Source organism: Gottschalkia purinilytica (assembly GCF_001190785.1).
Classification (GTDB): Bacteria; Bacillota; Clostridia; order Tissierellales; family Gottschalkiaceae; genus Gottschalkia_A; species Gottschalkia_A purinilytica.
Window position 1 is genome coordinate 1 of sequence record NZ_LGSS01000028.1, and the last position, 12,620, is coordinate 12,620.

The 12,620-nt window shown below is 28.7% G+C and carries 14 protein-coding genes; 2 read left to right on the plus strand and 12 right to left on the minus strand.

The features are described from left to right. Positions 1–321: 321 nt before the first annotated feature. The 5 genes from CLPU_RS15585 to CLPU_RS15605 all read right to left on the minus strand — a co-directional run bounded on the left by CLPU_RS15585 (position 322) and on the right by CLPU_RS15605 (position 3,343). The gene (locus CLPU_RS15585) at positions 322–1,539 is read right to left on the minus strand and encodes an amidohydrolase (RefSeq protein WP_082154273.1); all 1,218 of its coding nucleotides are present in this window, start codon (positions 1,537–1,539) and stop codon (positions 322–324) included. A 236-nt stretch (positions 1,540–1,775) separates the two neighbouring features. After that, positions 1,776–2,438: a YczE/YyaS/YitT family protein gene (locus CLPU_RS15590; RefSeq protein WP_050378936.1), complete on the minus strand. Its 663-nt coding sequence runs from the start codon at positions 2,436–2,438 to the stop codon at positions 1,776–1,778. 45 nt (positions 2,439–2,483) lie between these two features. Continuing rightward, on the minus strand, positions 2,484–2,897 hold the full coding sequence (locus tag CLPU_RS15595; protein ID WP_050378938.1) for a histidine kinase dimerization/phospho-acceptor domain-containing protein: 414 nt from the start codon (positions 2,895–2,897) through the stop codon (positions 2,484–2,486). Next, the gene (locus CLPU_RS15600; protein WP_050378940.1) at positions 2,858–3,127 is read right to left on the minus strand and encodes an efflux RND transporter periplasmic adaptor subunit; all 270 of its coding nucleotides are present in this window, start codon (positions 3,125–3,127) and stop codon (positions 2,858–2,860) included. Before CLPU_RS15600 ends, CLPU_RS15595 begins: the two co-directional genes overlap by 40 nt. A 24-nt stretch (positions 3,128–3,151) precedes the next feature. Further along, positions 3,152–3,343, minus strand: a complete 192-nt coding sequence (locus CLPU_RS15605) for a hypothetical protein (protein ID WP_050378942.1) — start codon at positions 3,341–3,343, stop codon at positions 3,152–3,154. 230 nt (positions 3,344–3,573) lie between these two features. On the opposite strand from CLPU_RS15605, the gene CLPU_RS15610 reads away from it, so the two are divergent. After that, a complete protein-coding gene (locus CLPU_RS15610; protein ID WP_050378944.1) occupies positions 3,574–4,644 on the plus strand; it encodes a YibE/F family protein in 1,071 nt (356 codons plus the stop codon). Between the two features lie 144 nt (positions 4,645–4,788). Here the strand turns inward: CLPU_RS15610 and CLPU_RS15615 are convergent, their stop codons facing one another. Genes CLPU_RS15615 through CLPU_RS15625 form a run of 3 tightly spaced genes read right to left on the minus strand, consistent with a single transcriptional unit; the run spans position 4,789 to position 7,366 of the window. Next, positions 4,789–5,874 (minus strand): sensor histidine kinase, encoded by a 1,086-nt coding sequence (locus CLPU_RS15615; protein WP_200898631.1) that lies wholly within the window; start codon positions 5,872–5,874, stop codon positions 4,789–4,791. Beyond that, positions 5,864–6,562 (minus strand): response regulator transcription factor, encoded by a 699-nt coding sequence (locus CLPU_RS15620; RefSeq protein WP_050378948.1) that lies wholly within the window; start codon positions 6,560–6,562, stop codon positions 5,864–5,866. The genes CLPU_RS15615 and CLPU_RS15620 overlap by 11 nt, the downstream gene beginning before the upstream one ends. A 24-nt stretch (positions 6,563–6,586) precedes the next feature. Continuing rightward, positions 6,587–7,366, minus strand: a complete 780-nt coding sequence (locus CLPU_RS15625) for a M15 family metallopeptidase (protein WP_082154274.1) — start codon at positions 7,364–7,366, stop codon at positions 6,587–6,589. 255 nt (positions 7,367–7,621) lie between these two features. On the opposite strand from CLPU_RS15625, the gene CLPU_RS15630 reads away from it, so the two are divergent. Next, positions 7,622–8,458 carry an Nmad3 family putative nucleotide modification protein gene (locus tag CLPU_RS15630; RefSeq protein WP_050378951.1) on the plus strand — a complete coding sequence of 279 codons (837 nt, stop codon included), beginning with the start codon at positions 7,622–7,624 and terminating at the stop codon, positions 8,456–8,458. A gap of 188 nt (positions 8,459–8,646) precedes the next feature. Here the strand turns inward: CLPU_RS15630 and CLPU_RS15635 are convergent, their stop codons facing one another. The 4 genes from CLPU_RS15635 to CLPU_RS15650 all read right to left on the minus strand — a co-directional run bounded on the left by CLPU_RS15635 (position 8,647) and on the right by CLPU_RS15650 (position 12,438). Continuing rightward, positions 8,647–9,438 carry a GNAT family N-acetyltransferase gene (locus CLPU_RS15635; RefSeq protein ID WP_050378953.1) on the minus strand — a complete coding sequence of 264 codons (792 nt, stop codon included), beginning with the start codon at positions 9,436–9,438 and terminating at the stop codon, positions 8,647–8,649. A gap of 196 nt (positions 9,439–9,634) precedes the next feature. Continuing rightward, positions 9,635–10,885, minus strand: coding sequence for an agmatine deiminase family protein (locus CLPU_RS15640; protein ID WP_050378955.1), 1,251 nt, complete (start codon positions 10,883–10,885; stop codon positions 9,635–9,637). 28 nt (positions 10,886–10,913) lie between these two features. After that, the gene (locus CLPU_RS15645) at positions 10,914–11,501 is read right to left on the minus strand and encodes a TetR/AcrR family transcriptional regulator (RefSeq protein WP_050378957.1); all 588 of its coding nucleotides are present in this window, start codon (positions 11,499–11,501) and stop codon (positions 10,914–10,916) included. A 193-nt stretch (positions 11,502–11,694) separates the two neighbouring features. Beyond that, positions 11,695–12,438, minus strand: a complete 744-nt coding sequence (locus tag CLPU_RS15650; RefSeq protein ID WP_050378959.1) for a SagB/ThcOx family dehydrogenase — start codon at positions 12,436–12,438, stop codon at positions 11,695–11,697. Between the last annotated feature and the right edge of the window lie 182 nt (positions 12,439–12,620).

Genomic DNA, 12,620 nt, shown 5'->3' on the forward strand with positions numbered 1-12,620 from the left:
CTATAATAGCTGGTGTTGTTTTCTTGAAAGAAAGATTATATTATTATCATATCATTGGATCTATTCTTATTATTGGGGGTATAATAGGAACTAACTTTTTAGATAGTGTAAATCTAGAAAAGTATTATGGCGAAGATAGTAAGAACTAGATTAATATTTATGTTAAATATTGAATTAATAAAAAAATAAAAATCCTATCTATAGAAAATATAGATAGGATTTTTATTTTTTTAATTATAGTTTATTTTAATTCACTATATAGTCTAATTTATTATAATCAATTTATATAATAGTTTGAAAACTTAGTTTTGACTAGTTATTTTATAACTTGCCTGATACGATTTTTCCTCTAAACATAACTGCGTTTCTTTTAGCCCTTCTAGCAATGGTCTCAGCAGAGCAAGATGCGTCAGCAAAAACAATATTAGCATCATCTCCTACTTTAGGCCATACTTGATTTCCCTTTGAATCTAAAGGAGTTTTTCCATCTGCTATAAAATTCAAAGCTCTTGTAAGTGAATATTCATCAATCCATCCGAATCTTTCCGCCATTCTACTTGCCTTTTGAATCATATCCCCTGTGCCAAATGGACTCCAATGATCATTTATATTATCGTTTACTATATATACCTTAACACCTTTTTCATACAAAATTGGAACTTGAGGTGCGGGTACGTCAATAGGTACTGTTGTAGCTATACTTATATCTAAGCTTGCAAGTGTCTCTGCTATCTCTGCAACTTCTTTTTCTGAACTTTCTCCCATGCAATACACATGGCTTATATTTACTCTTCCTTGCCATTTAGCATCTTCTACTAGTTGAGTTAGTCTTTTTATAGTGTACATACCTAACTTTCCACCATCATGTAGATGAATATCTACATCAGCACTATACTCTACAGCTATTTCCATTAAGCTATTAAGTGAAGACTCTATATCATTATCAATAGTTGCAGGATCAAGTCCTCCCACTATATTAACTCCATTTTTCATAGCTTCCTTCATTATTGGAATTGAATTACTGCGTAATAGTCCATGTTGAGGAAAGGCTACTAATTCATAAGTTAATTTATCCTTATAGTTTTCTAATGCTGTAATTACTCTTTCTACATTACCAAGTCCTATTACTGGATCTACATTACAATGTACACGAGCATGAGTTACACCATTTTGTGTAATTAATTCAAGTAACTTTTCAGCTCTCTCAACAGTCTTTGGAAGGAATTTAGGTAAAAATTCCTCCTCTTCCTTTATCCTATCACCTACACTTTTAAAAGGTGTACTTGCTTTCCAAGGTCCTCCAAAGTGAGTTTTATCAAGATGTACATGCTTCTCTGTAAAAGAAGGTAATGCAAGAAGACCTTTAGCATCTATTACTTTGTTGCCATCTTGTGGTGGGTTTCCTTTTTCAATTTTAGTTATTTTTTCATCTTCTATTAACAGATGATATATATCTGTTTTAGTACCACTAACTTCATTGTTATCATACATGAAGCCTTCTTCTAGTAATACATTAATTAACCAAAATTTGTTGTTCACTACTAACACCTCTCCTCATTTGAAATCGTAATGATAAGTTATTTAATATCACAATAGCTAATATTCCATACACCTATTTTATTATGAGATAAATTATAGACTATAATTCTTTTGACTTACTTAATAAGCTTCTTACACTATTAAAATTATTTCAATGTTTATAATTTTTAGGGTATAAATATTAAAATTCTACTTATAAATTATAAGTAGAATTCTTTTCATAAAGTTTTTTATTGTTAGCTACTTTTTTTTAATAGTTTATCTTTAAGTACTTTCATATCATCTACAACGAGTCTGTGTCTAACTTTCTTAACATCAAATTTGAAAATTTTAAAGGCGAGCTGAATAAAATATCCTATTCCTAATGATATCATTAAAGTGCCAATACCTACAAATCCCCCTAGAAAATATCCTATGGTTAATACCCCTATTTCGATAGAGTTTCTTATGAATCTTACAGATCTATTAGTCTTTTTAACTAATGCTACCATTAATCCGTCTCTAGGACCTGCTCCCATACCTGCACTTATATAGAGATACGCTGCTATACCACTTATAAACATTCCAACTATTATCATAATAACACCTGGTATGAAACTATGAGCAACTGGTATCACACCAATTGATGTTATAAAGTCCATGAATATACCGACAAACACCATATTACATAGTGTTCCCCATCCTACTTTTTCACCTAATATACTATCTATTATTACAACAACTATTCCTACTATAATATTAGACTGCCCAATTGTAGTACCAAATATATTAGAAATTCCTTTATGAAAAACATCCCATGGTGCAAATCCTAAATTAGCATTAATTGTCATCATTATCCCAAAGGCACTTATAAAAAGTCCTGTAAATAACTTTATAAAATCTAGTAAAATTTTTTTCATCTATAGTATTCCTATCCCTTTCAAAATTGTATTATATACTCCTTACTATATTATTTTATTATATTTTCCGATAACTTGCTTAACAATTTCTGAATAACTATCAACTATTTCTGTTAAAAGCTTTTTTAGTGAAAATTCTCCTTTTTCTATAGCTAATTTATTAGAATCTGATTTAGCTAATATAAGCATATCATTTAAAAGTTTTGCCATACCACGACACTCATTTAATACTACTGATATACTGTCTACTTTTTCTTCTATTTTTTTATAAGGATGTTTTAATAAAAGCTCCACTCTCGATTGTATAATAGAAAGAGGTGTTCTTAACTCATGTGATGCATCTGATACAAATTGCTTCTGTTGTTTTATAGATTCTTTTATGGGAGCAAGAGATTTCTTAGCTAAGAAATAACCAGCTATTATTGACAATATACTTCTAAATACAAGTCCTGATAACATGCTTTAACTAATACTTCATCTACTTCTTTTGAGGACTTTCCTTTTATCTCTTCACTATGCCTTTCTGATATAGTCCCTGACACGCTTATTCTTGACTCTATACTTCCTTTTTTTACTGAAACAGTAGCAGTTTTTATTTCTTTCTTATCGATATTTTTAGTCTTAAAGAACGTAAAAAATATTCCTATTAATGCTAATATACCTATGGTTAAAAAAATCTTTTTCTTCATAACTTTACTCCTTTCTTATTTAGCTTATTGAGCTTCATTATTATCCGTATTTTTTTCATTATAGCTACTTGGAATCTTACCTCTTAGTCCTTCTTCCATTGGGCCTACTCTTCTGATATTTTTATAAACTAGAAATCCTATCCCAATTACTATAGTTAATGTAAGTATTAAGTTTAAGACAATTAAACTAATAAATCTTTTTTCTGTAATATTCATTTTAATAGAACCTCCCTAGAAGTTTTCTATTTTAAAGTCATTATAAATTTGCTTTCTTAAAATTTCCTTAAAATAATCTAAAATATTTTCTTTAATCATTTAATATCAATAAAAACTCTATATTCACTAGTCAGTTAATTAGATTCAATGTGATAATACCCCTATTAAGTAATAAAAATGTTTTTCATTCATAGTTATAATATATAAATGTTAATTATTGGGAGGTTAGCATGAGAAAGTTGCATATATTGTTCATGTTTTTTTTAGCTTTAACCTTAATCTTTCCTAGCCATAGCTATAGTGAAGAGACAAAACGTCCTGATAGATATAAAGCAGTTATTATAGATATAAATCAATTTAACAAAGATGAGGGTAAAATATATGAAATTCAAGCTAAAATTTCTAATGGTCCTTACAAGGACAAGTTAGTTAATTTTGAGTATACGCCTATTCAAGGAACTCAAACAGATATTGAACTTGAAAAAGGAATGTCTATTATTCTAAATGTTGATTCATCAAATGGAAAAATATCACAAATAAGTTTATATGATGTGGAAAGAAGGACTGTACTTAAAGTATTAGCAATTACTTTTTTAGTTTTATTAATTATTTTCGGAGGAATTAAAGGAATATGTGGAGCTATTTCATTAATTGCAACTCTTCTTTTAATAGTTTTTTTACTAATTCCTTTAGTATTAAAGGGAATAAATCCTATAATAGCTACTATTATTACGTCTTCCATTGCTATACTAATAAGCTTTTTATTAATAAGTGGATTTAGTAGAAAAAGTCTTTGTGCTATTATAAGTACCATAGGTGGTACAATTATAGCTGGATTATGTGCATTTTACTTTGGTAATCTTATGAGCCTAACAGGTCTTTCAGATGATCATGTACAAACTTTAGTTGCCTATACAGATATAGCAATAGATTATCGTGGACTATTGTTTAGTGGAATTATTATAGGTACTATTGGAGCAGTTATGGATGTTAGCATGTCTATTACATCTTTTATTTTCGAAATGAAACAAAAATACCCAGATACATCACAAGGATCACTTTTTGAATCTGGATTAAATGTTGGAAGAGATATAATGTCTACTATGGCAAATACTTTAATTCTAGCTTATGCTGGTGCTTCACTACCTTTATTTCTTTTTTTCGCAGTTATGGATACTTCTTTTGTAGACATTATTAATATAGAATTTATATCTGAAGAAATTCTTCGTTCCTTATGTGGAAGTATGGGACTTATTTTAACTATTCCTCTCAGTTCCTTTATAGCTTCTATAAGAGCCTAGGATAAGATTTATCATTAACTATAAATATCATGTTAAATATAATGAATTATTTGAAATGATCATATAATATTTTGTATTACAAATAATAAGAATTTTAATAAATAAAAAACAGTTCTTTTTATTATAAAAAGAACTGTTTTTTATTTATTCTTCAAGTAAACTCTTTAATTTTACTTGAAACATCGTCTTACCATTTTGGCTAAAGGCAGTAATTTTACCTTCATGGAGTTCCACAATATTCTTAGCAATGGATAATCCTAATCCAGTTCCTCCTGTATCTTGAGAACGAGATTTTTCAACTCTATAAAATCTATCGAAAATATATTTTAAATCCATTTCAGGAATAGTTTCTCCATAGTTTATAATACTAACAATAGTTTCATTGTTTTCATTTTCAAGTTGGATATCTACGTATTTACCTTCTTTACCATAAGTTATTGCATTAGATAATAAATTTTCAAATACCCTAACTAGTAATCCACCATCTGCTTTTACATAAATTTTATTCTCAGGTAAGGTCAAACGATATTCCATTCCGTTCTCATCTAGTATAGGAACAAATTCTTCAGCTAATTGTTCTAGTAATTCCACTATATTTATTCTATCAAGATTAACCTTTATTCCTCCATAACTAATCTTAGTAAACTCAAATAGTTCATCAATTAGCTTTTTCAATGTTTGTGCCTTGTTATAAGCAATATCAATATAGTATCTTAATACTAGTTCATCTTTGTATTTATCATTTACTATTAATCCTAGATATCCTAGAATCGAAGTAAGTGGTGTACGTAAGTCATGAGATACACTGGTAACAAGTTCATTTTTTGTTTTTTCAGCGTTTCTTTCTTCTTCTATTAGTTGCTTTAATTGTTCAGCCATAAGATTAATATTCTGAGCTAACTCTCCTAACTCATCTCTAGATTTTATATTCACTCTTGTTTCAAGATTTCCTTGTGAGATATTCTTTAATGCTATATTAATTTCCTCCAAATATCGAATGCTTCTCTGAGTAAGTATAAAGAAAGAAATTGTAAACAATATTATCCCTGTAATAATTGCTACTACATATGGTCCAACTGTATTATATAACCTTGTTAAAATCATTCCTGGTAATGAATATCCTGATACAAAAGAAGCAATCATTAATAATAGAAAAACACCAACAACAGCAATAACTATACTCGTTAAGAACACTATTATGATTTTCCATCTTATATTCTTATTTATCAATCTTATACCCCACTCCCCATACAGTCTCTATTATCATTGGTTTTCTTGGATTTTCCTCGATTTTTTCTCTTATTCTTCTAATATGAACCATAACTGTATTATTAGCATCAAGATAGCGTTCCTTCCATACCTTTTCAAATATCTCCTCTGTGCTAAAAACTTGTCCTGGATTACTTGCTAACAATAATACTATTTCATACTCAGTAGGAGTTAAATTTATCTCTCTGTCATACACTGTTACTTTATGTTTCTTCTCATTAATGGTCATCCCTCTAATATTAATAACATCTTCTTCCTTGTGGGAATCTCTAGGATTTAGATAAAGATAACGTCTCAACTGGGACTTTACTCTTGCCATCAATTCCAAAGGATTGAATGGTTTTGTAAGGTAATCATCTGCACCTGTACTTAATCCCAAAATTTTGTCCATATCTTGTGTTTTAGCACTCAACATTAAAATTGGAATATTATTATCTCTTCTGATTCTTCTACATACTTCCAGTCCATCAATACCTGGCATCATAATATCAAGAATAACCAATTGAATTGATTCATCTTCCAGTATGGATAACGCATCTTTACCATTAGAAGCTTTTAAAACTTTATAACCATCATTTAACAGATAAATCTCAATTAAATCTGCTATTTCCTTTTCATCCTCTACAATCAATATTGTTTCTTTTTCCATTTTATCTTAACCCTTCTTTATATTTTATGAGCTCAGTATATAAATACTTTGAATTTTTTGCAATATTGTTTCAATAGATTTTTTTAATATAAGTTTAATATTTTCAGCATTATGTGATCTAACTTTGTTCGAGTATTTCTCGTCTAGAAATTCTTCTAATGTTATACCTTCAGAAGCAATATAAGTTGCTGCCTCAACGCCAACATATCTAATATGCCATGGTTCATAGTTGATCTTTGTTATATGTTCTTTACCAACAGGATATCGAATAATGAATCCAAATAAGTGGGCGTTATTTTTAACCCATTTTCCTTCTTTTGATTTTCCAAAGTCTCCTGTACTTTTATTTCCAATATCCATAGCTAGTCCTGTTTGATGCTCACTTTTTCCTGGAATAGCTACATACTGTTCAGCCTTATCTTTACCTACCTTGTCCACTCTTTCTTGATAAACTTGTTCTTGAGCTTCGTAAGGACGATATCCTGATACACCATATAGTCTAATGTTTTCTTTCTTTGCTTCTCTAAACATTTCTTCTAATGCTTCTGCTGCTTCTTTTCGTAATTTTTTCTTAGGTAAATCTCCTTCAAAAGTAAAAGGTACATTAGGTGTCATTAAATTAGGTGGTACATAATCAGACGAAAGTGAATTTTCGTAATTAACTAACATTAAAATGTCATTAGATTTTTTTAAAATATCACTAGGTTTCTTAATATGCTTATTTTTATTAAATAAATTATATATTATACTAATACAAAGTCCAACAATAAATATTTTTAGAAAAATTGAAATCATATTCTTCATTTTTGCCTCCCTCAATTCAAACACTATACATGAGTTACATATAACTTTAAGTCTTATTATAGTCATTTATTATGACTAATTTATTACTAATTTCTTAAGATATTCTAAAGATTTACTTTAACATTATGTTAAGTTAAAAGTTAATGTTTAAAATAAGGTTTGCATCTAATGTATTTAATCTACGATAATTACACGTTTGACAATGTATGTTTTATTCTATTTTAACTGGGTAAACCTCATGTAGAGGTGATTGCATTGAAAGTCATACTTAGTCGTAAAGGCTTTGATTCTTCGTCTGGGGGTTATCCTAGTCCTATTCTTCCAGATGGTACATTAGTATCTTTACCTATACCAGAGAATAATACAGATGTTTATTATAAAGATTTAATGATAGATGATAGATTATCCTATTTAGATTTGATAGGTCAATTAGGAATTAAACCATTTGATTTATCTTATACTACTCATCTAGATCCTGATCTTAGTCAGTGTACCATGAAAAGAACAGATAATTGGAAAGCGATATTTGGTCAATATGGTTCATCTGCTAAACATTTGGATAGTGAAAATGTAGACGTAGGATCAATATTCTTATTTTTCGGATGGTTTAGAAAAACAATTAAAACAAATGAAGGTTATAAATATGATCCTAAAGATAAGAAAGGAAAACATGTGATATTTGGATATCTTGAAGTAGGTGAAAAGTTTTCTATAGATAAGATTAAATCATATCCTGATTCTTATTTAAATCACCCTCATTTTAAAAATAGAAATAGAAAAAATAACACTGCTTATATAGCTAATCATAAACTTAGTTTTAATAATACAGTAAGTGGGGCAGGAATTTTTGATTTTAATGAAAAATTATTATTATCCTATGATAGTAATAAAAAGTCAATATGGAAACTACCTACATTCTTTCATCCATCATACGGTACTAGAATGACTTATCATGAGAATATTAAAAGATGGAATTTGGAAGATAACTTTTGCACTTTAAATAGTGTAAGTAGGGGGCAGGAGTTTGTAATAGATGGAAATGATCATGTAGTTGGTTGGGCTAAAAATCTTATTTTAGAAAATGCTAAATAGTTTTGAATATTTTTCTATATAAAAATAAAATCAATAACATATCTAGCTACATTCCATATAATACTACTATACTATATTAAATAAATTCATATCTACTTTTTTTGTTTTGCTATATACCTTAATTGTAAAGAGTCACTACTTTACAAAGTAGTGACTCTTTACAATTTATTTTTATGTCCTAAATTATTCTATACATCTATTGGATACCATCTATAATGTGTTATAGTTTCATATCCTAGCTTTTTATATACACGTTCTCCAGCAATAGAAGCCTGAAGAATAACTGCTTCAGCTCCTGCATCAAAGCCTGCATTAGTTGCAACATATGTGATGTAGCTTCCAAGTCCTTGTCCACGTGCTTCTTCAACAGTTCCTACCCAGTAAATCCCTGCTACACGACCTGAAACCACTGTAGTTACAGATGCAACAGGATGATCTTTTTGATAGACCACATAAGATATAACGTTAGGAGAAAATAATGTTTCAACAGAGCTAAATACTTCTTGTGCAACTTCAATTGGCTTTTCAAAAGCATTTTGCACAACTACAGAAAAATCTTCAGCTTCTTTAGAAGTAGTAACACGCTTAATTTCAAATCCACGCGGAATTTCTACAGGCGCTATTCTTTGTTTTATTATCATTCCTGATGATCCAGGTTCACGTTTAGCTTTAAGTCCTTTTTCTTTAAGTATCTTTTCAAGTTTTAAATTTCCATGTTCTCTTACCCATACTACGTAATTGCGATTCATAGTTTTAAATATATCATTTGCTTTTTCAAGCATTTCTTCAGCATAAGTATCATCTAAACAAAATACACCATTTAAGTGTGCATCTTCATTGTCTACGCCAACAGTATAAATCATATAAGCATCTGTTTCATATAACTTACCATTTTTTAAATTTTTAGCTCGATGTTTAATAGATTCTGCTAGATTTTCGTCTGCTAGCTTTAACCAGGTATCTAACTGTTTAAACTCCATTTATATCCCCTCCTAATAAGTATTTTTACTTATAAACCATTATTTATGTAATACCCATTATATCACAAAGGTTTTCATTGATTTGCTATAATAATAATTTATTGGGTTGCAAAAAAATAGATTACACCATTGATATTACTTGTTTATATATAAACCAATTGTGTAATCTATATGAATATTATCTATTCCATTTTCTTTAGATTTTGTCTAAATCTCTACTTGGAACATTTCTTGTATTACAGTGTACTCCACCACCATAGACATTAAGAGCAGTAGTATCTATCGCTACTACAGTTCTATCTTTAAATATACTTTTTAAAATATTTAAAGCCTTTTCATCTTTTTCTTTTATCTTAGGTGACATACCTTCTCTATAATATTTTTGAGCTATAACAATATTATTAGTTATTAAAAAATTACAGTAACTTAATGCAGGAATTACAGTTATATTTCCTGTTGGGAATTCACTTCCATCTAAGAATTTACCATTCATATCCTCTCTAAATATCTGCCACTCTTCATACATTTTATCTCCAGGTTTTAATTCTAAATAAATTGTTTCCGGAAAAGGCATCCTAATGATTTTAAATGGTTTTCCATTTATATCAGTTGCATTTTTTAGAACTTCATATGCTTTATCCAGTCTTTCTTTGTTCAATGCATGTAGTTTATTTTCCTTTGCTTCTTCTTCTGTAATTTCTGCAAGTAATATAGTATCTTCACTAACAAAACGGCACATTTCATCTATATGACCATTTGCTGATGCTGACCTATATGCACTTACTGTTCCATCTGGTCCTATTATAGGTCCATCAAACATGTTTTCATCATCATATGTTGCATATGGTATCCAAATAACTTTTTCTAAATTAAAAATTCTTTTGAACTCTTCTTCTACTTGTTCTTTTGTCATACCTTTATTTCTCTTGTTAACCTCTGTATCTTCTATAGTCATCATGACTCCATTTCCATTGAACTCACGATCACCACCTTCACTTATAAGGCGTGTAAAAATGGTAGTATCAACATTTACAAGTTCACCATGCATTCTGTCAAATCCTTCTACCACTCTTGATACTGGATCTTCTTTTGGTAAAAAACCATATGAAGCAAAGTCAAAGTCTACTAAAGCCCTTTCACCTTTATCATTTATAAGAACTTCAGCGCCAAAATCACGAGGATAGAAAAATACACTTGGATATTCTACAAATAGTATATTTTCAATATTAATTCCATTTTCTTTTAACTTTCTTTTTGCTCTATTTGTTACATCTTCATCAAAACTACTTATAATTAAATCTACATTTCCTATCAGATTCTTTACTATCTCTACACTAACATCTTCCATGTTATAGCTTTCACATGATGTTTCATAGTTAGGCCATGACATAAGAATTGATTCTTGCTTTTCAAACTCTCCTACTGTCCTAAAACTATTTGACTTCATAGTAAATCCTCCTTCTATTAATTTAAATCTATACTTCAATAGCCGACCAGAATAATTTCCATATAGAATCTAGTCTTGTGATATACTCTTGTCTAGCATAATAATGTGCTTCTACTAATAATCCATCTATAATGCAATAAAAAGTAGCTAATAAATCTTTAGTTTCCATTTTTTTAATAGTTTTTGTTTCAAAACCTTCTTCAAAGATTAATATTAATTCCTTGTTTAATTTTTTTTCATAGTCTTCAAATCTCTTCTGTAACTTCTCTTTTAATTCTAAAGGTGGAAATAGCATAATCCTTTTTAAAAATAAAGTTTCATTTTTTATTGACTCACTATTATATATTTCATAATAATACTTAAAAACTGAGTATAATTTTTCTTTAACATCTAGTTCACTAAAATTTTCTTTCAACTTCTCTATATAGTAAACATCTAAATTTAAAGTATCCTCAAATACAGAAAAAAATAAGTCCTCTTTACTTTTAAAGTGATAATATATAGACGATTTTCTTATGCCAACTTCCTTTGCAATATTTTCTAACGAAGTTCCATCATATCCATTACTAGCAAATAACTTTAAAGCAGTTGATTTAATATTTTCAATAGTAGACATTAATTATATCGCCTCCTTTAACTACCTATCGTTCGGTAGTTAAATTTTATAACATTATATTTTAATAGTCAACATCTAAAGTATTACTTTTATATCTATATTTAAACATAGAATCTGTTTAAAATTATAAATATAAAAAACTCTGGTAAGTATCTACCAGAGCTTTTTAACTCATAATTTTATAATACATCTTTTATAATATCTTTTTTCCTAAAGTTGCAGCATATATTACAAATTGATTTTCTCCATCTAATCCAAGTAAGTCATTAATTTCATCATCATCAAAAGCAGCAATAGCACAAGCACCACTATCAATAGACTCTGCTGCTAGATAAAGATTTTGACATACATGACCTGCATCTAAATGAAGATATCTATATGATCTTTCATCATATCTCCACTTCATTCTGTATATTACAGCACTCCAAATAAAAGTTACTGCACTATTTTTAATAAAGTCCTGTTCTAAACAGCTATAAGCTACTTTTTCAGCCATCTCAGGATCTAGGCTTAGCTGCATAAGTTTATTTTCAATAGCTAGATATCTATATAATCCTGGTTTTATCCCATCTACTTTATTTATAAGAAGATAAGTTTCAAGTGCATGTCTACATCCTGCTGAAGGAACAGTTCTTAAAGTTGCAGGTCTCGAAGCAACTCGCTTAACCCCTTGAGTACACCATAAAAGATAAGATAGTTCTTCTATAGTTAAGGAAGTAGCATCATATTTTCTTAAACTTTTTCTAGATTCTATAGCTTCCTTTAGGTCCATTCCTTTGATTTCTATATTCTCTACAGATGGCAAATCAATTAAGATTGCATCATCACCATATTCTAGTTCTAATGGTGGTTGTGGAATACCCTTTTCTTGATCAGACTCTCCCATATATTTATATTTTGTTTTTTCCATAAATTCTTTTCCAATTCCGTTAGACATTTTATTCCTCCTTTTATAAATGTTTTATATAACTAATTAAATAATATCTTTATTATTAAAACTAATATAATATGTATTAAATACATTGTTATTTATGATATGACTTATGACATATTACTAAATACTACAAATAGCAACTACCAGCTCATTTACCGATTCTATTAAAAGCAATTATATAAAAC

Bases quoted from the DNA above. Each gene is read 5' to 3' on its own strand.
- CLPU_RS15605 (WP_050378942.1), bottom strand. From the start codon at position 3,343: ATGAATATTACAGAAAAAAGATTTATTAGTTTAATTGTCTTAAACTTA.
- CLPU_RS15595 (WP_050378938.1), bottom strand. From the start codon at position 2,897: ATGTTATCAGGACTTGTATTTAGAAGTATATTGTCAATAATAGCTGGT.
- CLPU_RS15645 (WP_050378957.1), bottom strand. From the start codon at position 11,501: ATGTCTACTATTGAAAATATTAAATCAACTGCTTTAAAGTTATTTGCT.
- CLPU_RS15640 (WP_050378955.1), bottom strand. From the start codon at position 10,885: ATGAAGTCAAATAGTTTTAGGACAGTAGGAGAGTTTGAAAAGCAAGAA.
- CLPU_RS15635 (WP_050378953.1), bottom strand. From the start codon at position 9,438: ATGGAGTTTAAACAGTTAGATACCTGGTTAAAGCTAGCAGACGAAAAT.
- CLPU_RS15625 (WP_082154274.1), bottom strand. From the start codon at position 7,366: ATGAAGAATATGATTTCAATTTTTCTAAAAATATTTATTGTTGGACTT.
- CLPU_RS15600 (WP_050378940.1), bottom strand. From the start codon at position 3,127: ATGAAGAAAAAGATTTTTTTAACCATAGGTATATTAGCATTAATAGGA.
- CLPU_RS15650 (WP_050378959.1), bottom strand. From the start codon at position 12,438: ATGTCTAACGGAATTGGAAAAGAATTTATGGAAAAAACAAAATATAAA.
- CLPU_RS15590 (WP_050378936.1), bottom strand. From the start codon at position 2,438: ATGAAAAAAATTTTACTAGATTTTATAAAGTTATTTACAGGACTTTTT.
- CLPU_RS15620 (WP_050378948.1), bottom strand. From the start codon at position 6,562: ATGGAAAAAGAAACAATATTGATTGTAGAGGATGAAAAGGAAATAGCA.
- CLPU_RS15610 (WP_050378944.1), top strand. From the start codon at position 3,574: ATGAGAAAGTTGCATATATTGTTCATGTTTTTTTTAGCTTTAACCTTA.